The organism is Chryseobacterium edaphi (genome assembly GCF_025628985.1).
Classification (GTDB): Bacteria; Bacteroidota; Bacteroidia; order Flavobacteriales; family Weeksellaceae; genus Chryseobacterium; species Chryseobacterium edaphi.
Map to the genome: position 1 here is coordinate 1 of NZ_JAOTEM010000006.1, position 20,242 is coordinate 20,242.

Below are 20,242 nucleotides of genomic sequence, written 5' to 3' on the forward strand. Positions count from 1 at the left end.
TGTTCCCATTCCGAACACAGAAGTTAAGCCCACCAGCGCCGATGGTACTGCGAAAGCGGGAGAGTAGGTCGCCGCCAGTCTTTTTAAATCCTCAATCATTTATTTGATTGAGGATTTTTTTTGTGATAAACATTTGTAAAAAAGGAAAAGGTAAATGTAAATAGTAAAAATAGCCTAGTACGTAGTGTAAGATAGTGTTTCGGGTTTAGAGTTTTGTGTTTAATGTTCGAGTTGCTTGGTAAAGGAATCTTAATATTAGATTGCGTTTTACGAAAGCATACTTTAAGAGTCGAGATTAATTTTGAAATTTTCAGTTAAGCGTACGAACTCTGTATCTGTCAATTTGGCATTTGTAGATAAATTGTAAAGGAAACAACAGGCCGCTCCTACGGAGTTCAAATTAGGATTCATGATAATTGTTGTTCTATGAACAGTTCACCGCCCTGCGGTGTTTAAAATCACATTTGTTAACTTAGATTATATTATCTAACGCTTTAAAGGTTTTTGAGCATCTGAATTTCAAAAATAAAAAAACAAATTCTTGAAAATATTTAATTGCTTCACAAAATGTAATTTTGCATAATCGTCAATCGTCAATCGTCAATCGTCAATCGTCAATCGTCAATCGTCAATCGTCAATCGTCAATCGTCAATCGTCAATCGTCAATCGTCAATCGCCAATCGTCAATCATCAATCATCGAACAATTAGACGTAAAAGAAGTAAATAACGACAAAATCCCGTTATCCGACACTCCTACCTAGCCCAGATCGCAACGGCATCCTTTTTTGTTGGTTGGCCAAAAGCAAGGGCACAAAAAAGATATAGTGGAGAGCTGGATAAAGCTCCTGAAAATTCAAAGTATTCGATAACCGCTCAAGGTCTACCTAATGATTCACATAAAGTAAAATAGGGTGTGCATTATGAAAATTACTTTGACTTCACCAAAACCAAATATTGCCAAGGTTTGATATCGAAATGGGTCTGATCTTGTGTAATGGTGATTTCTTTTCCAGAAAACAGTTCGGTATATTTCCCTTTAAAATATTTTGTGTCTAGATTTACTGATGATTCTTTATCAGAAAAATTAATGATGGGCAAAACTGCATCGGTATTTTTCTCCCGATAAAATGATAAAACATTATTCATGTTGTCGTTATGAACGCGGATCATTTCTCCGCCCCATTTTCCGTTCCATAATGCCTGGTTTTTATGTTTAAGATTGAAGAGAGTTTCGTAGATTTTTGAATTTTTATGTTCTTTCCAGTCGATTAAATCTTTTTCAAAAAATGCAAGACTTCGATCGAGACCCGCTTCCTGTCCACTATAAATTAGTGGCATTCCATTTACAGTGCTGCAAAAAACCATTGCCGCTTCCAAACCTTTTCCAAAATTAGAATACTGATTTCCTTCCCATGAATTTTTATCATGATTATCAGTAAAAGTCATTCTGTAAGAATTGTAAGGAAAGCTGTTTACATCGTGTGCCATATATTCAAAGAGTGCAGAAGCGCCTTTTCCTTCTATTGTGGCTAATTTCATTTTATCCCAAAGAGACCAAGAATAGGTCATGTCAAATGATTTTCTGTATAGATCTCTGGATTCCCATTCTGCTAACATAAAAACAGGTTTTATCTGGTCAAGTTCTGTTCTGGCATTTTCCCAAAAATCAACTGGTATAAACCCGGCGACATCACATCTATAACCGTCAATATTGGTTTCTTTCACCCAAAATTTCAACGCATCCGTCATATATTTTCTGAAGTCCGGATTATCGTAGTCAAAATCGATTACGTCATCCCAATCATACCAAGGTGTGGGCTGAAATTTTCCTTCTTTTGTTTTTGTATACCAATCTGGATGTTCTATTGCCAAAGGATTGTCCCATGCAGAATGATTTCCCACCCAATCAATGATAATATACATGCCCATCGAATGAATTTTGTTTACGAGGTTTTTGAGATCTTCCATTGTTCCAAAATCAGGATTGACCGCTTTGAAATCTTTTACAGAGTAATAACTTCCCAATTTTCCTTTTCTATTGAGCTCGCCGATAGGATGGATAGGCATCAGCCAAATAATATCCACACCCATTTTTTTTAATCTTGGAAGATGTTTTTCAAAAGCTTTAAAAGTTCCTTCTGGAGTGTATTGTCTGATGTTGGCTTCGTAGATAGTTGCATTTTTTGACCATTCAGGATGATTGATTTCTACATATAGTTTTGGCTGGTATCGAAGGTCTTTGGTTTGAGCATTATAATTTATAAAACAAAGTGTAAAAAAGAAATAAAATATCTGACGTTTCATAAGTTTACATATTTTAATTCTAAGTTAAATAAAAAAAGCGTCTCAAAATGAAACGCTTAATTTAATTTATATAAAAGTATTCTAAGAATACATTTTTTCTCTCAGTTCTTTGATCTTTTTATCAGCAAGATACTCGTCGTAGGTTGTTTCTCTGTCGATAATTCCTTTCGGAGTCAATTCAACAATTCTATTACAAACGGTTTGAAGCATTTCGTGGTCATGAGAAGACAATAGAAGGTTTCCTTTAAAATTTGATAATGAGTTGTTCAAAGTTGTAATACTTTCAAGGTCTAAATGGTTGGTAGGCTCATCCAATAGCAATACGTTAGCTTTCTGAAGCATCATTCTGCTGAACATACATCTCATTTTTTCACCTCCGGAAAGCACTTTACAAGACTTCAAAGCTTCGTCTCCTGAGAATAACATTCTACCCAAAAATCCTCTCATGAACTCTTCATGACGCTCTTCATCATTTTTAGTAAACTGTCTCAACCAATCAACTAAGTTGATATCTTCCTGGAAGAAAGTTGTGTTATCCAAAGGCATGTGAGACTGGTTTGTGGTAACTCCCCAAGCAACATTTCCTTTATCAGCTTGAGTATTTCCTGCTAAAATTTCAAAAAATTCTGTAATTGCTAAAGAGTTTTTCGAAATGATCGCAACTTTATCCCCTTTTTTAAGATTTAAATCGATGTCTGAAAATAGTAATTCTCCGTCTTTAGTTTTTTCTAAGCCTTTAACATCTAGAATCTGATCTCCTACTTCTCTTTCCATTTCGAAAATAATTGCCGGATATCTTCTTGAAGATGGTTTAATGTCGTCAATATTTAATTTGTCGATCATTTTCTTTCTTGCAGTAGCCTGCTTAGCTTTTGCAACGTTTGAACTAAATCGTGCGATGAAATCTTGAAGTTCTTTCTTTTTTTCTTCCGCTTTTTTGTTAGCCTGAGCTCTTTGTCTTGTCGCCAACTGCGAAGCCTGATACCAGAAAGAGTAGTTACCTGTGTAAAGGTTTAATTTAGCATAATCTAAATCTCCGATGTGTGTACAAACGGTGTCTAAGAAGTGACGGTCGTGAGAAACAACGATTACTGTATTTTCATAATCAGCAAGGAAATCTTCTAACCAAGCGATTGTATCAATATCAAGGTCATTCGTAGGCTCATCCAGAATCAAAACATCAGGATTTCCGAAAAGTGCCTGAGCCAAAAGTACCTTTACTTTGTCTTTATTCTCCAATTCACTCATCATTTGCCAATGCATATCGTCCTTAATTCCAACGTTTGAAAGCATTGTCTGAGCATCAGATTCTGAGTTCCATCCACCCATTTCATCGTAAACAACGCCTAATTCACCAGCTTTAATACCATCTTCATCAGAGAAATCTTCTTTAGCATATAAAGCGTCCATCTCTTCTTTTATTTCGAATAATTTCTTATTTCCTCTTAAAACAGCTTCAAGTACTGTATATTGATCATATGCAAAGTGATCCTGCTCCAAAACAGACATTCTTTTTCCTGGCTCCAGTGATACATGTCCTGTGGTTGGATCTTGCTTTCCTGTTAGTATTTTAAGGAATGTAGACTTTCCTGCTCCATTTGCTCCGATGATCCCGTAGCAGTTTCCTTTTGTAAACATAATGTTTACCTCGTCAAAAAGGACTCTTTTCCCAAATTGTAAAGATAAGTTAGATACTGTTAACATATTAGTTTGTAAATTTGGCGCAAAATTACGAAAAGAAATCGGGTAATTATAATATTGTAATACTCAAGTTTTTAATGTGTGGTATTTTTGTATATTACAGTAATGAAAATTTAGATATGAAGATCGAAAAAACAGTTAATATATTTAATCGAAGAGCCAGATTTGAGTATGAAATCATGGAAGAATTTGAGGCCGGAATGGTACTTACAGGCACGGAAATAAAATCTTTACGCTCTTCTAAGGCATCTATCACAGAAGCCTTCTGTCAGTTCATTGACGGCGAATTGTACATCATTAATATGATGATTGATGAGTATAAATTGGGGACTTTTTATAACCATAAAACAAAAAGGGAACGAAAGTTGCTGTTGCACAAAAGAGAATTGTTAAAACTCGAAAAAAAACTCAAAGATGCAGGAAATACAATTATACCTTTAAAGCTTTATATTAATGATAGAGGAAAAGCAAAAGTGCTTGTAGCGTTAGGAAGAGGGAAAAAGCTTTTTGATAAAAGGGAAGCAATAAAAGACAGAGAAAGTAAACGAAGCCTCGATAGAATATTAAAGAAAAGTTAAAAATCATCCTGAAAACTTTGTTTATAAAGAAAAATTATATTTATTTTGCAATATCAATTATTTAATCATTTAATTCTATGAAAAATCTAAAATTAGGAATTTCAGCATTGGCGCTTACAGTTGCCTCTACTGTTTTCGCTCAGACTACCAACAATCCGTGGTTAATCGGAGTTGGTGCTCATGCGGAAAACCATAAAGCACAGGCAGGTAATTTCAGTAATACCTTCTCTGCTACAAACTTGACGAAGAATATGTTCAATGTGGACAATTTCTCGATCACTCCACCATTATCTAAACTTACGGTTGCTAGAAACATCGGTAAAGGTTTGGTAATTGACTGGCAGACTACTGTTGGTAACGTTGAAAACCAAAGATTCAACATGGGTAAAGAATTCATGTTAATGACTGGTTTAGGTTTCCAAGCGAAAGCTGCAGGTCTTATCTGGAATGAAGAGTCTTGGTTTGACCCATATTTAAGAGTAGGTGCTAACTACCTTAGACATGATTACACAGCTCTTACTTTCCCAAGAACAGATTGGAGAGGAGAGAGTGTAGGAAATGGTGATAACGGTAACGAAAACGGTAAAGCTAATCACTTTGCAGTTGCTGGTGGTGCTGGTGTTAATTTCTGGTTAACCAAAAACTTCGGTCTTGGTGTACAAGGAGATTACGTTGCAACGCCTGGTGACAAATCAAATGTTGCTAACTTTTGGCAAGCTTCTGCTTCTTTGAACTTTAGATTCGGAAACAGAGATAGAGATAAGGATGGTATCTTAGACAAAGACGATTTGTGTCCAGATACTCCAGGTTTACCAGAATTCCAAGGATGTCCTGATACTGATGGTGACGGAGTCCCAGATAAAGATGATCAGTGTCCAGAAGTTGCTGGTCCGGTTGAAAATAATGGTTGTCCTTGGCCAGATACTGACGGAGACGGTGTAATCGACAAAGATGATGCTTGTCCTACAGTTGCAGGTCCTGCAGAAAACAATGGTTGTCCTTGGCCAGATACAGACGGTGACGGTATCTTAGATAAAGATGATGCTTGTCCTACTGTTCCAGGTCTTCCAGAATACAACGGATGTCCAAAACCTAAAACAGTTGTTGCTACAGACTTAGAAGAAAACTTTAAATCTGTATTGTTTGACTTCAACAAAGCTACGATCAGACCTGAATCTGCTAATGCATTAGATACTGCAGCAGGTATTATTAAGAAAGAAGGAGGTAACTATCTATTGGAAGGTAGAACTGATGCTAAAGGTTCAGAAGCTTATAACTTGAAATTATCTAGAGAAAGAGCTGCTGCTGTAGTTGCTGCTTTAGATGCAAGAGGTGTTGATACTAACGCTCTTAAATCAATTGGTGTAGGTGAAGCTAAAGCTACAGTTTCTGAAAAAGCTACTGATGCTGAAAGACAAGTAGACAGAAAAGTAGTTGTAAAAGCTGTTGAAGATGCTGCTGAATGGAATGCAATTAAGAAAAGAGATTATGAAGATGCTCCAGTAAAAGCTGCTACTAAAAAAGCTCCGGCTAAGAAAAAAGCTGCTGCTAAAAAGAAAAAATAATTAATTTTTTTAAATAATAAATACCTCCAGATTTTCTGGGGGTATTTTTTTTGTTGTTGATTTTGAGTAATTTTGTGAAAATTTAAATTATAAAATGGGAAGAGCGTTTGAATATAGAAAAGCTTCGAAAATGGCGCGTTGGGATAAAATGGCCAAAACTTTTTCTAAAATAGGTAAAGATATTGCTTTAGCGGTAAAAGCAGGAGGTCCTGATGCGGAAGCTAATCCAGCATTGAGAAGATGTATCCAGAATGCGAAGGGTGCAAACATGCCAAAAGATAACGTTGAAAGAGCAATCAAAAAGGCGAGTGGTGCAGATGCAGAAAACTACGAAGAAATCAACTATGAAGGTTACGGACAAGGTGGTGTTGCATTTTTTGTAGAATGTACAACCAACAATACAACAAGAACTGTTGCCAACGTAAGAGCTATTTTCAACAAGTTTGATGGTAACTTAGGAAAGAATGGTGAATTAGCTTTCATCTTCGACAGAAAAGGGATTTTTAGTATTGATTTATCACAGATTAAAATGGATTGGGATGATTTCGAAATGGAAATGATCGACGGCGGAGCAGAAGATGTAGAAAAAGATGATGAAGAAGTAATGATTACAACAGCATTTGAAGATTTCGGTTCTTTATCTCACAAATTAGATGAACTTAAGATTGAAGTGAAAAGTGCAGAGCTTCAAAGAATTCCAAATAATATAAAAGAGGTTACAGCAGATCAATTTAAAGCAAATATGAAGATGCTAGATCGTTTTGAAGAGGATGATGATGTGCAAAATGTATATCATAATATGGAAATTACAGACGAATTATTAGATTCTTTATAAAAGATAATATTTCATTCATATACAGTTCATTTTCAATTAGTTTCTTTGCATAGAATCAATTGTGAGATCGCCATTCTTGGTAAATTAAAATACTAATTGATATGGCGGTCACATTTTGATCATTTTAGTAAGCAAATATCTGCGAATGAAAAGAAACGTTGAATTGGTTGTCATTTCGGATGTACATTTGGGAACTTACGGATGTAAGGCTAAAGAATTGTTGAGATATCTAAATTCTATTCAACCGAAGACCTTGGTTTTAAATGGTGATATTATTGATATCTGGCAATTTAAAAAGTCTTACTTCCCTAAACCTCATTTAAAGGTAATTAAGAAAATCATTTCATTTGCAACGAAATCTTCGGATGTGTATTACATTACAGGAAATCATGACGAAATGTTCAGAAAGTTTACCGATTTTGAATTAGGTAAATTAAAAGTCATCAATAAACTTCACTTAACTTTAAATGGAAAGAAAACCTGGATCTTTCACGGAGATGTTTTCGATGCCTCAGTTCAACATTCGAAATGGATTGCAAAATTGGGTGGAAAAGGATATGATCTGTTGATTGTCATCAATAACGTAGTCAATTGGTTTTTAGAAAAAATGGGAAGAGAAAAATATTCATTCTCAAAAAAGATCAAAAATAACGTCAAAAAAGCAGTTAAGTATATTGGCGATTTTGAATTGACTGCTTCCGAACTTGCCATTGACAACGGATATGACTTTGTAATTTGCGGTCATATTCATCAACCGCAAATACGGGAAGTGAAAAACAAAAAAGGTTCATGTACCTATCTAAATTCTGGAGATTGGATTGAAAATCTTTCCGCTTTGGAATATAACAATGGTGAATGGAAAATCTTTTATTATGAAGATCATAAACATCTACTTAGTGATGATGAAACCGAAGAAATGCAGGATATGAATAATTCTGACCTTTTAAAAATAGTTACTCAATTTACTTAACATGAAGGTTTTATATGCATTTCAGGGAACCGGAAATGGTCACGTTGCAAGAGCTCAGGAAATTATTCCTATTTTAAAAAAATATGCTTCGGTTGATACATTGATCAGTGGTCACCAATCTCAATTAAAAACAGATTTCCCGATAGATTTTAAGCATCGTGGAGTATCTCTCCTTTACAATAAAACTGGTGGAATTTCCTATAAAAAAATTCTGCTTGAAAATAATTTTCTTGAAGCGATCAAAACCATTCGTCAGATTGAATTAAGTCAATATGATTTAATTATCAATGACTACGAACCTTTGACAGGTTGGGCTTGCAAATTGAAAAATTTGAAAATGCTGGAACTCAGTCATCAAGCTTCTATGAGTTTTAAAGAAACTCCGAAACCGGATAAAAAAGATTTTTTTGGCGAATTGGTTCTTGAGCATTACTGTCCAAGTAAAGATAAAATAGGTTTTCATTTCGAAAATTATCATCCACAGATAAAAAAACCTGTTATAAGACGAAAAATCAGAAATTTAAATCCTGTAAAAAAGGGATTTTATGTCGTTTATCTGCCGAGTTTTTCAGATGAAAATATTACTAAAGCTTTAAGCCAAATTCCGGTAGAATGGAAAGTGTTTTCAAAATATACTAAAATTCACAGTCAGATCAATAATGTTGAAATCTATCCGGTTGACGAAACTCATTTTTTAGAATGCTTCGAAAGTTGTGACGGAATTTTATGCAATGCAGGTTTTGAGGGACCTGCTGAAGCACTTTTTATGGATAAAAAATTGTTCGTGATTCCTATTCATAATCAATATGAGCAGGAATGTAATGCCTGTGCATTAGATAAAATGGAAATCCCCAATTCTAAAATTCTGGATGTTGAAGAAATTAAAAATTGGGTAAATTCAGATATTCATTTTAAAGTAAATTATCCTGATGATATTGAAGATATTATCTTAAATGACGTATTAACGTTCTAGAAAAATATCTTCCACATCATTCATTCTTCTCATTACAGCTCTTGCGTAAGAACAGTGTGGGTAAACATTCCATTTATTTTCTCTTGAGAATTTGATGGCTTCTTCAACCAAATATTTTCCCATTCCGCGACCTTCAAATTCCGGATGTACAAGTACAAAAGAAATAATCAGTTTGTTGTCTTCTGGGAAAATGGTGTAAGTCAACCTTCCGACTTCTTTGATCTCGTTGTTGAGCGTGATAACTCCGCCGTTTCCTGATTTATTGTTTTCGAATTTCATATGTAGTAGTTTAATTTTAATTGGACATATGTTATCGCCTATTTTTTTAGTTTATGAATCATGACAAGTCATAGCGATTTCATAAGTTTGATTTCACAGAAGGATACAAAATCTGCACCGAAAGGGAGAAAAGTAAAGTAAAAGTGAATTGTGAAATGTCAATTAACTAAGTTGTGAATTCTTAAGGCGAAAATTCACGATTGACTTTGCGAAGCAAATATTGACCATTCAAATACAATTATTCTTTCCCCGTATAATAATTGTAATCTTTAATAACAATTCCGATAAACTGTCTTTCCGTCATTTTTGTGGGGTCAACTTCCAATTTTAAAATTCCTTTTATTTTATCCGAAAGTTTGGATATGATTTGTCGGTCATCAATTCTCAAAGCCTTCAGATAATTATCTTTAATAATCCTCATATCATTATCACTTAAACCTATTACTTGAGGGAAAGTCGGGACATAATCCGTTTTTAAATTTTCTAAAATAGTATGAGAAATATTAATATTATTTTTCAAAGAAATTACGGCTGTTCCCGCCGCAATATCTCCAAAACGTTGGTTGTTTTTTGTAATGATCATGGTGATAAATCCTACACAAAGGATGGAAATATCAATCACTCTGAAAACCCAGCGGATGAGATAATCTCCAAAACTTGCCTGATAACCGTCGATTTTTACAACACGTATTTTCATTACTTTTTTTCCAAGGGTTTGTCCTTCCATCAGACTTTCCATTACGACAGGATAAATAACAGTCGGAAAAAGAAGAATGCTGTAAACTGCACCAACTGACCATTGATCAAGACCATTTAAAACATATCCCAAATCAAAAACGCTGAAAAAAAGATAAAAAATAAGAATACCATAAGCAATCTTTACCACAGAATCGATGATGAAAGCAAGAAACCTTTCACCAATACTTGATATGTTAAAGTTAATATTTACATTTTGTGAGGTGTTTATCGCAATTTGAGACATAATTTTTATTATTTTAGCCTTACAATTATGAGAGAAGTTTATTTTATTAAACAAAATAAAGAAAAATGGTTGGGAATCGAACAGGTTATTCAGGGGAAAATCAAAAAAAATCCTGACGACCTGTCTTCACTGTACATTAATCTGATCAATGATCTTTCTTTTGCCCAAACGTATTACCCGAAAAGTAATACGACGGTTTATCTTAATCACCTTTCATCTCAGATTTTCCAGAAAATTTATAAGACCAAAAGAGTAGAAGAAAACAGAATGCTGTATTTTTTCAAAACCGAAGTTCCGCTTTTGGTTTATCAATACAGAAGGTATTTGCTGTATGCTTTTGTGTTTTTTATTTTGTTTACATCGATGGGTGTGCTTTCTGCGATTTACGATAAAGATTTTGCCAATATTATTTTAGGTGAAAGTTATGTAAATACAACAATTGAAAATATAAAAGCAGGAAACGCTGTTGGAGTTTATCAAAGCGGTTCGACTTGGGGAAGTACCATTGGAATTACTTTAAATAATATAGGAGTCGGAGCCAAATTATATATCTACGGAATTTTCGGTGGAGTAGGCTCATTATACGCTCTTCTTACTAATTCTGTGATGTTGGGATCATTCCAGTATTTTTTTTACGATTACGGAGCTTTGAAAGACAGCGCAAGAGGAATCTGGCTTCATGGAGTTTTTGAGATCTTCGCAATGGTTGTAGAAGCAATGTGCGGATTGATTCTCGGAACATCCATACTTTTTCCAAAAACATTGTCGAGATTTGAATCTTTAAAAATAGGCTTAAAAGATTCATTTAAAATATTTTTAAGCACCATTCCATTCACGGTTTGTGCAGGAATTATCGAAGGCTATGTTACAAGACATGCTTTAAAGATGCCGGAATTTTTAAATTTAATTATCATCTTCGGATGTTTGATGATCATAGGATTTTACTATTTTGTGTATCCGTTTATCGTCAACAAAAAAATGAATAACAACCTTACAATCACAAAAGATGCAGTTTTATAAAAAAAGAGATTTCGGAACGTTTATCAGCGACAGTTTTGGTTTTTTCAGACTTTACGGAAAAAATTATTTTAAAAATTATATACTCCTAAACGGGCTTCTGCTGATCTTGATGGTTGTTGTGGTCATCTTTGGTTATCGTGAATTATTTTCGCAGCTTTTCGGCTCCAATTTAAACGGAAATGCGTCTTACATGGAGAATTATTTCGAGGACAATCTTGGAATGTTTATCGCAATAGGAATTTTAACATTCTTGCTTTTTGTAGTTTTAATGATTCTCAATTATCTCTATCCGGTTTTTTACCTAAAAAGACTTTCTAGTGGTCAGCAAAAAATAGGAACAGATGATATTTTATATGATTTTAAAAGTAATATTGGCAGAATAGGAACTCTCTGTCTTGGAATGATTTTCATAGTGTCTCCATTGTCACTTATTCTGATCGGAGTTTCTTATGCGTTGGTATTTATCATCATCGGATTGCCGATTCTTTTATTTGTTTTTCCTACGGTTTTTAATATCGTGAATTTTCTGATGTACGATATGTTCAACAGCAAAAGAGGTTTTTTTGAAAGTTTAAGTTATTCTATTCGTTCGCAATTTTCTTACACAAACGGACGTGAAAAATCCCCGTATTGGAAATATTGGGGAGCAACACTTATCATATCAATTATTTTGTATATCATCACGACGATCTTTACGATGATTCCGATGATTATATTTTATGCATCAATTTTCACCTCTGCTCCGGATGGAGAATTTGAGCAAAATCCTTTTGCCGGAACAATGGGAATTATGTTTTTTGTCGTGTACGGAATTTCAATGTTGGTTTCGTTTTTCCTGTCAAATCTGATGTATGTGAATTCAGGATTGCTTTATTATGATAGCAGAACAGATCTGCATCAACAAGTGGAATTGGCAGAAATTGATACAATCGGGATCAATGAATAAAACCATCTTTTTCATACTATTTCTCTTTTTATTTGGGCCTTGTAAAGCTCAGGTTGTAGACAGCAGTTATGTTTACGAAGATGAGTATTATGAAGACACTTTGAGTACGGGACATTACAAAAATATGTATCGCGCAGATTCTGTTTTACTTAAAAATCCGGTTTCCGAAAACACACTTCATCCGAAAAGTTTTAAAGAAAACATAAAATCTAGATATAAAGGTGAAGAGTTTGACTATGCAACTTCAAAACCCAGAGAATCCTTTTGGGATAAATTGATGAGAAAAATTTTAAAGCTGATTCAGACTATTTTTGGTGAAACCAGTTTAGAAAGTTCAGCACAGATTACCACAGTTGTTATCCGTCTCTTTGCGATTGTTTTGGTTGGTTTTCTTTTATATTTTATCATTAAATTTCTCATCGGCAAAAACGGAAATTTCATCTTCGGGAAAAGAAATAAGAAAGTCATTATCAACGATGAAGAGCTTCATGAAAATATTCATGAGATCAATTTCCCTGAAAGTATTGCAACATTTGAAAGAACAAAAGATTATCGTTCTGCAGTGCGCTATCAGTTTTTATTTTTATTAAAAAAACTCAGCGATAAAAAACTCATTCTCTGGAATCCTGAAAAAACAAATAAAGATTATGTAGCCGAATTGAAAGTTCCACATTTAAAAAATGAATTTTCAAATCTTTCTTATATTTTCGATTATGTTTGGTATGGTGAGTTCAGTATTGATGAACAGAGTTATTCGAAATTTAAAGAGCAATATCAGTCTTTCAAACCTTAATTATTTTTTTTAAAATGAACAAAACTTTCAAAATATATGCTTTAATTTTCATCATTATCATGGTGATTTTGGCGTTGTTTGAAGTGAATAAAAAAGAGGTGATAGATTGGCGAAAGAATTTTGATGTGAACGAAAAATCACCTTTCGGGCTGTTTGTTTTTAATCATGAAGCAAAAGATTTATTTAAAAATAAACTGAAAAAAATTGATGTTACCGCTTACGATTATTATAACGAGAACAGTAAGAAGAAACCACACAATATCGTTGTTATAGAAAGCGAAATCGATACTGAATCCTGGAATAAAATTCTTGACGAAGTTTCAAATGGTTCTGATGCGATGGTGATCATGGCAAAAATGCCGAAAGAAATCTCAGACAGTATTGGTTTTTACGATTCTCAAATATCTTTTGAAGATGTAAATGCACTGAAACTGACTGACAGAAAATATCAGAATGATTTTATTAAATTAGATAAATTTCCATCTGGAAGAGGTTTTTCTTACATCAAACCCGGAGTTCAGGTTTTGGGAAAAACCATTGAGAAAGAAAATGATGATCAGGCTAATTTTATCAAAGCCAAATTTGGGAAAGGAAAGATCTATGTTCATTGCGAACCTCTTTTTCTGACCAATTATTATCTTCTGAAATCAGGAAATACAAAATATGCGCAAGATGTCTTTTCATATCTTGATGACAGAGAGACGCTTTGGTTTGTGGAAGCAAATACCAAGGAATCAAGATTTTTTATGCGATTTATTTTAGGAAATCCGGCTCTGAAATATGCTTGGTGGCTCTTATTGGCAGGCTTGATTTTGTTTATATTTTTTAATGCAAAAAGAAAACAGCGTATCGTTCCGATCATTGAACCGCTGAAAAATACATCAGTTGATTTTGTGAAAAGTATAGGAAATCTTTATCTGCAGGAAGGTGATTTCCACGATATGATGGCGAAAAAAGCACAGTATTTTCTGAATAAGGTGAGACTCGATCTCTTGATTGATACTCAAAATTTAGATGAAGAATTTGCTAAAAAGCTTCATCTCAAAACAGGGAAAGATATTGAAACAATCAACGAAGCAATTGTGTTGATTAAGAAAGCTCAAGATCCTTATGCAAGTGTGATGAAAGAAGATTTGGCTAGAATGAATAAGCTTTTGGATAGTATTTTAAAATAATGTTTAGTAAAAATGAAGTTCTTATGGAGCTTAAATAATAAAACAAAATATGGAAAACCTTGAAAATCAAAATACAGAACCTCAGATTCCGATCAATTTAGACAAAAAAGAAAGCGGATTTGAATCAAGAATTGATATGATCGAACTTCGCAACAGTTTAGAAAAAGTAAAAGCTGAAATTGCAAAAGTAATCGTTGGTCAGCATGATATGATCGAGCATCTTTTGGCGGCTTTATTATCAAACGGTCACGTTTTGATTGAAGGTGTTCCTGGTGTTGCAAAAACGATTACGGCAAAACTTTTGGCAAAAACTATTGATGTCGACTTTAGCAGAATACAGTTTACTCCCGATTTGATGCCTTCAGATATTTTGGGAACTTCGGTTTTCAGCATGAAAAATTCCGAATTTGAATTTAAAAAAGGTCCGATCTTTTCAAATTTTATTCTAATTGATGAGATCAACCGTTCTCCAGCAAAAACGCAATCTGCTCTTTTTGAAGTGATGGAGGAAAGACAAATCACGATGGACGGAACGCAATATGAAATGGAAGCTCCGTTTTTAGTGGTTGCAACTCAAAATCCAATCGAACACGAAGGAACTTACAGACTTCCGGAAGCACAACTTGATCGATTTTTATTTAAAATAAATGTTGGTTATCCAAATCTTGAACAGGAAATCGCCATTATCAAAAATCAGCACGAAAGCAGACAGGAAGATAAAACCGATGTCGTAAAACCTGTGATCAGTGCGCAACAATTAAGCAATTATCAGAAATTAGTCAAAGAAATCATCGTTGAATCTCAACTGATGGAATACATTGCTAAAATTATCATCAACACGAGAGAAAATCAGTTTTTATATTTGGGTGCTTCACCGAGAGCGAGTTTGGCATTATTGACGGCTTCAAAAGCTTTTGCAGCATTGAGAGGAAGAGATTTTGTTACTCCTGAAGATATCAAGGAAGCGAGTTATGCCGTATTAAGACACAGAGTTATCGTGTCGCCAGAAAGAGAAATGGAAGGTTTGACTGCCGATGAAATCATTCGTCAGATTTTAGAAGGAATAGAAATTCCTAGATAGGTTGTAGTTATTAGGTAGCAGATTATAGTTTTAAGTTTTTAATATGGCGCATTTTAAAGAGCTTTTAGTTTGGCAGAAATCTATAAATTTTGTTACAGAAATTTATAAAGAAACTGAATCTTTTCCAAAAACTGAAATGTATGGTTTAACTTCCCAAATAAGAAGAGCTACAGTTTCAATTCCTTCAAATATTGCTGAGGGAAATTCGAGAAGAAGTGTACTTGATTATTTGCAATTTCTAAGAATCTCAAGAGGAAGTTGTGCAGAAGTTGAAACACAATTAATTATATCAAAAAATCTTGGTTTTTTAGATGAAGACAAATCTTTAAAACTAAATCAAGATATTATTGAAATTTCAAAAATGTTAAACGGTCTTATTACTTCTTTAATGCAATCAACGAATCTGCCTCCTAAAATCTAAAACCTGCAACCTTTAATAATGAAAAACCTATACATCAACAATCGTTTTTTCTTCACGCTCATCGGAGTGGGAATTCTCTATGTTTTTGCATTTTTCTTTCCGTTTCTGATGATAGTAGGTCACATTATTTTGTTACTGGTTTTTCTTGCTGTTATGGTAGATTATCTGCTCTTATTTAGAGAAAAAGATGGTGTTTTAGCACAAAGAATTCTACCTGAGAAATTATCTAATGGCGATGAAAATCCGGTAAAAGTCGATATTAAAAATAATTATAGTTTTAAAATCATTACCAAAATAATTGATGAAATCCCGTTTCAGTTTCAGAAGAGAGATTTTTTAATTGAAAAACAAATTGAGTCGGGAAAAAATACCTTGTTTCAATATATTCTTGAGCCCAAAGAAAGAGGAGAATACAATTTTGGAGCTTTAAATATTTTTGCTTCATCTCCTTTAGGTTTTGTTTCTAAAAGATTTACTTTTCAGAAAGATGCATTTTTGCCGGCTTATCCGTCATTTATTCATTTGAGAAAATATGAATTAATGGCTTTGCAAAACGAATTTCTGCTCGGAGGAATCAAAAAAATCAGAAAGCTTGGGCACACCATGGAGTTTGAGCAGATCAAAGAATATGTTCCCGGAGATGACGTAAGAACCATCAACTGGAAAGCAACTTCCAAAACAAACCGACTGATGGTCAATCAATTCCAGGATGAAAAAGCACAGCGTGTTTTTATGTTGATTGATAAAGGCAGAACCATGAAAATGCCATTCAAGAAATTAAGTCTTTTGGATTATTCGATTAACGCAACGATGGCTTTGTCACATATTATTCTTAAAAAAGGTGATCGTGCCGGAATGATGACATTTTCTAAAAAAACGGAAAATAAAGTTGCAGCGGATAACAAATCGGGACAGTTGAGAAAAATTTCGGAATCGCTTTATAATATTAAAACAGATTTTTTTGAAAGTGATTTCAACAGGCTTTATCAGGATGTGAAATTTTCATTGAATCAGAGAAGTCTGGTTTTGCTTTTTACGAATTTTGAAACTTTAGACGCTTTAAACCGTCAGATGAAATATCTTCGTGGGATTGCAAAAAACCATTTATTGGTAGTGGTTTTCTTTAAAAATTCTGAATTGCAGACTTTGCTTCACAAAAATCCCGAGAGTATGCAGGAAATTTATGATGAAGTAATTGCTGAAAAATTTGAATTTGAGAAGAAACTCATCATTCAGGAGTTGAGAAAGTATGGAATTTATTCTGTCTATACACTTCCTGAAAATCTAAACGTGGAGGTAATCAATAAATATCTGGAAATAAAAGCGAGGGGGATTTTGTAACTTTGCAATAAGCAATAAGCAATAAGCAATAAGCAATAAGCAATAATGAAAATATCACTCAACCGAATCAACGACGACTTTTTATTTGAATGCACCAATTCACAGGGAAATTCAATTCTTTTAGATAACACTTCTCAACCAGGCGCGAAAGGAGTTTCACCAATGGAAAGTGTAATGATGGCAGTTGCAGGTTGCAGCGGTATTGATGTCGTTTCAATTCTGAAAAAACAAAGACAGGAAATCACAGATTTTAGAGCAGAGGTAGAAGGTGAAAGAGTTCCTGTAGAAGATGCAAAACCATTCAAATCGATGATGGTTAAGTTTTTCTTAGAAGGAACGATCGATCCTAAAAAAGCATTGAAAGCATCAGAATTATCTTTCGAAAAATATTGTTCAGTTTCAAAAACATTAGAACCCAACGTAGAAATTGGTTACGAAGTTTATGTAAACGGAGAAAAAGTGGAGGGATAGAGTAATAGAGTGGGAGAGTCTGAGTGTAGGAGCGTAGAAAAAAATATTCTCAGCATCTCTCAAACCCTCCCACACTCAAACTCTCCAACCTGATTATGCCAATCTAGGTTTCATTAATTTTGCAACGGTTGCCGTCCATCCTGTCTGATGAGAAGCTCCTACGCCACGGCCATTATCTCCGTGGAAATATTCGAAAAATGTAATGTAATCTTTGAAATTCGGGTCATAATTAAATTTATAATTTCCTCCGTTGAAAGCTCTTTGTCCGCTCTCATCCTTTAAAAATATAGAACAAAGTCTGTTGCTGATATCTTGTGCTACTTCATCAAGATTTTTCTTTTCACCACTTCCTGTAGGAAGTTCTACTTTAAGACTGTTTCCATAATAAAAATGAAAACGCTGTAAACTCTCAACGATCAGAAAATTGATGGGAAACCAAATCGGACCTCTCCAGTTACTGTTTCCCCCAAACATTCGGCTGTCACTTTCTGCAGGAGTATAATAAACCACATTTTTATTTCCATGAACGGTAAAAACAAAAGGATTTTCTTCGTAAACTTTTGACATTGCACGAATTCCGTAAGAACTTAAAAATTCTTTTTCATCAAGCATTCTTGTCAAAACTTTTGTAAGTCTTGTTTTTCTTAATATACTCATCAAATGTTTTCTTCCGCTTCCTTCCTCTTCCCAATGAGAAACAAGTTTGGTAAGTTCGGGTTTGTTTTTTAGTACCCAATCCATTCTGTCGCGGAAATTCGGCATTTTTTCAAGCAAGTGATGATCGATAACTTCTACAGCAAATAATGGAATTAAACCGACAATACTTCTCAAGCGTAGAGTCACACTTTCACCATTTGCAAGTTGTAAAACGTCATAGAAGAAACCGTCTTCTTCATTCCACAATCCTTCTTTGTCATCACCCATATTTTCCATAGCTTCTGCGATGTAAAGGTAATGTTCAAAGAATTTGATGGCCATGTCTTCATAAACCTGGTAATACTGAGCAAGTTCCATCGCAATACGCATCATGTTCAGTGCATACATTGCCATCCAGCTCGTTCCATCGGCTTGTTCAAGATGTTCACCATCTTTCAGTGTCATATTTCTATCAAAGGCACCTATATTATCCAATCCAAGAAACCCTCCTCCAAAAATATTTTTTCCGTTTTTATCTTTTCGATTCACCCACCATGTGAAGTTAAGAAGCAGTTTTTGAAAAACTTTTTCTAAAAATAATAAGTCTGGTTTTCCATTGGTTTTTTCATCAATTTTGAATACTCTGAAACATGACCAAGCATGTACTGGCGGGTTTACATCACTCAAATTCCATTCGTAAGCAGGCATTTGTCCATTCGGATGCATGTACCATTCTTTGGTAAGTAATAGAAGCTGGTTTTTAGCAAAATCAGCGTCAATAATTGCAAAAGGAACACAGTGAAAAGCAAGATCCCAAGTTGCGTACCAAGGATATTCCCACTTATCGGGCATTGAGATAATATCTTTGTTATGAAGATGTTCCCATTCGGTATTTCTTACATAATTATTAAAATCTCTTGGAGCTTCGTAGTTAGGATCGCCTTTCAGCCATTTCCCGACATTGTAATGATAAAATTGCTTGTTCCAAAGAAGTCCGGCAAAAGCCTGTCTCTGCACATTTTTTTCATCATCATTGAACACGTCTTGCTGTACATTTTCATAAAATTCATTTGCTTCAGCAATTTTCAGATTAAATATTTCATCAAATTGATAAAAAGGTTCATCTAAATCATTGGGTGAAAGCCTGAACTCAAAAGTTTCTGATTGTCCGGCTTTTATAGTCTCGTTGATGACAAATGCTGCTTTTGTACCTGATTGCTGAGGATTTACTGTATCTTTTTGATGTACGATAAAATCATTGATTCCATCTTTGAAAAAAGCGTTTTCAGGATTCGGAATTCCGTAAAGCTTTAAATTATTTGTCTCATTATCGCAAAATAAACTCTTGGCATTTTTTCTTTTAGAATAAAACTTTTTTATGGGAATACTGTCGTGATTGATATTAATGCAGCATTCGGATGAAGCTTCCAATTGACCTTTGTATTCATTGTAGCCCCATTTCCAGTTGTTTCTAAACCATAAAGTGGGTAAAACAAAGATTGGCGCATCCTGATTACTTCGGTTGCAAACCTTTATGCGAACTAAAATATCATCAATATCGTTTTTGCAATATTCGATGAAGATATCAAAATACTCATCCTTGTCAAATATTCCTGTGTCGATGATTTCATATTCAGGTTCTTTTTTGCTTCTTTTTCCGTTTTCCACAAGAAGATCTCCATAAGGAAATTGGTTGATGGGATATTTGTATACCATCTTCATGTAGCTGTGAGTAGGTGTATTATCTAAGTAATAAAATATTTCTTTGATGTCTTCTCCGTGATTACCTTGTGGGTTACTTAGTCCAAAAAAACGTTCTTTTACTCTTTCGTCTTTCGTATTCCAAAATGATAATGCAAAGCAAAAAAGCTGTTTCGTGTCAGAGATTCCTGCAATACCTTCTTCGCCCCATCTGTAGGCATAGCTTTCAGCATTGTTGTGGTTGGCAAAATGCCATGCGTTACCATTCGGGCTATAATCTTCACGAACGTTTCCCCACTGTCTGTTGCTTACGTAAGGTCCCCAGTTTAGCCAGTTTTTATCTTTTAGTCTCTGCTTTTCAACACTCATATAACGTCATTTTTCATTGCTAAGGTAGATTTTTTGACAAAAAAAACCAATTTTTTTAAGCTTAATAATTCTTAACATGCTTTCGAAATGCTTTTGATG

At 34.2% G+C, this 20,242-nt stretch carries 18 protein-coding genes and 1 rRNA gene; 14 read left to right on the plus strand and 5 right to left on the minus strand.

What is annotated here, in order from left to right:
- Positions 1 to 80: ribosomal RNA gene (rrf, locus tag NZ698_RS17780) — 5S ribosomal RNA — on the plus strand; the annotation flags it as partial.
- Positions 81 to 929: 849 nt separating this feature from the next.
- On the opposite strand, the gene NZ698_RS17785 is transcribed toward rrf, so the two are convergent.
- Positions 930 to 2,306 (minus strand): alpha-amylase family glycosyl hydrolase, encoded by a 1,377-nt coding sequence (locus NZ698_RS17785; RefSeq protein WP_263004593.1) that lies wholly within the window; start codon positions 2,304 to 2,306, stop codon positions 930 to 932.
- Positions 2,307 to 2,387: 81 nt separating this feature from the next.
- Positions 2,388 to 4,010 carry an ABC-F family ATP-binding cassette domain-containing protein gene (locus tag NZ698_RS17790; RefSeq protein WP_263004594.1) on the minus strand — a complete coding sequence of 541 codons (1,623 nt, stop codon included), beginning with the start codon at positions 4,008 to 4,010 and terminating at the stop codon, positions 2,388 to 2,390.
- Between the two features lie 116 nt (positions 4,011 to 4,126).
- Between NZ698_RS17790 and smpB the strand changes: the two genes are divergently transcribed.
- The 5 genes from smpB (at position 4,127) to NZ698_RS17815 (ending at position 8,928) form a co-directional block, all read left to right on the plus strand.
- Positions 4,127 to 4,585 (plus strand): SsrA-binding protein SmpB, encoded by a 459-nt coding sequence (gene smpB, locus NZ698_RS17795; protein ID WP_047447108.1) that lies wholly within the window; start codon positions 4,127 to 4,129, stop codon positions 4,583 to 4,585.
- A 77-nt stretch (positions 4,586 to 4,662) separates the two neighbouring features.
- Complete coding sequence (locus NZ698_RS17800; protein WP_263004595.1) at positions 4,663 to 6,150, plus strand: OmpA family protein; 1,488 nt, start codon at positions 4,663 to 4,665, stop codon at positions 6,148 to 6,150.
- Positions 6,151 to 6,244: 94 nt separating this feature from the next.
- Positions 6,245 to 6,985 carry a YebC/PmpR family DNA-binding transcriptional regulator gene (locus tag NZ698_RS17805; protein ID WP_263004596.1) on the plus strand — a complete coding sequence of 247 codons (741 nt, stop codon included), beginning with the start codon at positions 6,245 to 6,247 and terminating at the stop codon, positions 6,983 to 6,985.
- A 145-nt stretch (positions 6,986 to 7,130) separates the two neighbouring features.
- Positions 7,131 to 7,955, plus strand: a complete 825-nt coding sequence (locus tag NZ698_RS17810; protein WP_263004597.1) for a UDP-2,3-diacylglucosamine diphosphatase — start codon at positions 7,131 to 7,133, stop codon at positions 7,953 to 7,955.
- Position 7,956: 1 nt separating this feature from the next.
- Positions 7,957 to 8,928: a glycosyltransferase family protein gene (locus NZ698_RS17815; protein WP_263004598.1), complete on the plus strand. Its 972-nt coding sequence runs from the start codon at positions 7,957 to 7,959 to the stop codon at positions 8,926 to 8,928.
- Here NZ698_RS17815 and NZ698_RS17820 read toward each other — a convergent pair.
- Together NZ698_RS17820 and NZ698_RS17825 are read right to left on the minus strand one after the other, a co-directional pair.
- Positions 8,917 to 9,207 (minus strand): GNAT family N-acetyltransferase, encoded by a 291-nt coding sequence (locus tag NZ698_RS17820; protein ID WP_263004599.1) that lies wholly within the window; start codon positions 9,205 to 9,207, stop codon positions 8,917 to 8,919. The genes NZ698_RS17815 and NZ698_RS17820 overlap by 12 nt on opposite strands.
- A gap of 238 nt (positions 9,208 to 9,445) precedes the next feature.
- The gene (locus tag NZ698_RS17825) at positions 9,446 to 10,189 is read right to left on the minus strand and encodes an RDD family protein (RefSeq protein WP_263004600.1); all 744 of its coding nucleotides are present in this window, start codon (positions 10,187 to 10,189) and stop codon (positions 9,446 to 9,448) included.
- 27 nt (positions 10,190 to 10,216) lie between these two features.
- Here NZ698_RS17825 and NZ698_RS17830 point away from each other — a divergent pair, with 27 nt between their 5' ends.
- The 8 genes from NZ698_RS17830 to NZ698_RS17865 are packed head-to-tail and all read left to right on the plus strand — an operon-like array spanning position 10,217 to position 17,437.
- On the plus strand, positions 10,217 to 11,209 hold the full coding sequence (locus NZ698_RS17830) for a stage II sporulation protein M (protein ID WP_263004601.1): 993 nt from the start codon (positions 10,217 to 10,219) through the stop codon (positions 11,207 to 11,209).
- Positions 11,196 to 12,155 (plus strand): DUF4013 domain-containing protein, encoded by a 960-nt coding sequence (locus NZ698_RS17835; RefSeq protein ID WP_263004602.1) that lies wholly within the window; start codon positions 11,196 to 11,198, stop codon positions 12,153 to 12,155. The genes NZ698_RS17830 and NZ698_RS17835 overlap by 14 nt, the downstream gene beginning before the upstream one ends.
- Positions 12,148 to 12,948, plus strand: a complete 801-nt coding sequence (locus NZ698_RS17840; protein ID WP_263004603.1) for a DUF4129 domain-containing protein — start codon at positions 12,148 to 12,150, stop codon at positions 12,946 to 12,948. The genes NZ698_RS17835 and NZ698_RS17840 overlap by 8 nt, the downstream gene beginning before the upstream one ends.
- Before the next feature lie 14 nt (positions 12,949 to 12,962).
- Positions 12,963 to 14,123 (plus strand): DUF4350 family protein, encoded by a 1,161-nt coding sequence (locus tag NZ698_RS17845; RefSeq protein WP_263004604.1) that lies wholly within the window; start codon positions 12,963 to 12,965, stop codon positions 14,121 to 14,123.
- Positions 14,124 to 14,172: 49 nt separating this feature from the next.
- Positions 14,173 to 15,204, plus strand: coding sequence for an AAA family ATPase (locus tag NZ698_RS17850; RefSeq protein ID WP_263004605.1), 1,032 nt, complete (start codon positions 14,173 to 14,175; stop codon positions 15,202 to 15,204).
- A 43-nt stretch (positions 15,205 to 15,247) separates the two neighbouring features.
- Positions 15,248 to 15,625 (plus strand): four helix bundle protein, encoded by a 378-nt coding sequence (locus NZ698_RS17855; protein WP_263004606.1) that lies wholly within the window; start codon positions 15,248 to 15,250, stop codon positions 15,623 to 15,625.
- Between the two features lie 18 nt (positions 15,626 to 15,643).
- Positions 15,644 to 16,966, plus strand: a complete 1,323-nt coding sequence (locus NZ698_RS17860; RefSeq protein ID WP_263004607.1) for a DUF58 domain-containing protein — start codon at positions 15,644 to 15,646, stop codon at positions 16,964 to 16,966.
- Between the two features lie 45 nt (positions 16,967 to 17,011).
- Positions 17,012 to 17,437 (plus strand): OsmC family protein, encoded by a 426-nt coding sequence (locus NZ698_RS17865; protein WP_263004608.1) that lies wholly within the window; start codon positions 17,012 to 17,014, stop codon positions 17,435 to 17,437.
- Positions 17,438 to 17,530: 93 nt separating this feature from the next.
- Here NZ698_RS17865 and NZ698_RS17870 read toward each other — a convergent pair whose 3' ends face one another.
- Complete coding sequence (locus NZ698_RS17870) at positions 17,531 to 20,143, minus strand: MGH1-like glycoside hydrolase domain-containing protein (RefSeq protein ID WP_263004609.1); 2,613 nt, start codon at positions 20,141 to 20,143, stop codon at positions 17,531 to 17,533.
- Positions 20,144 to 20,242 lie beyond the last annotated feature (99 nt).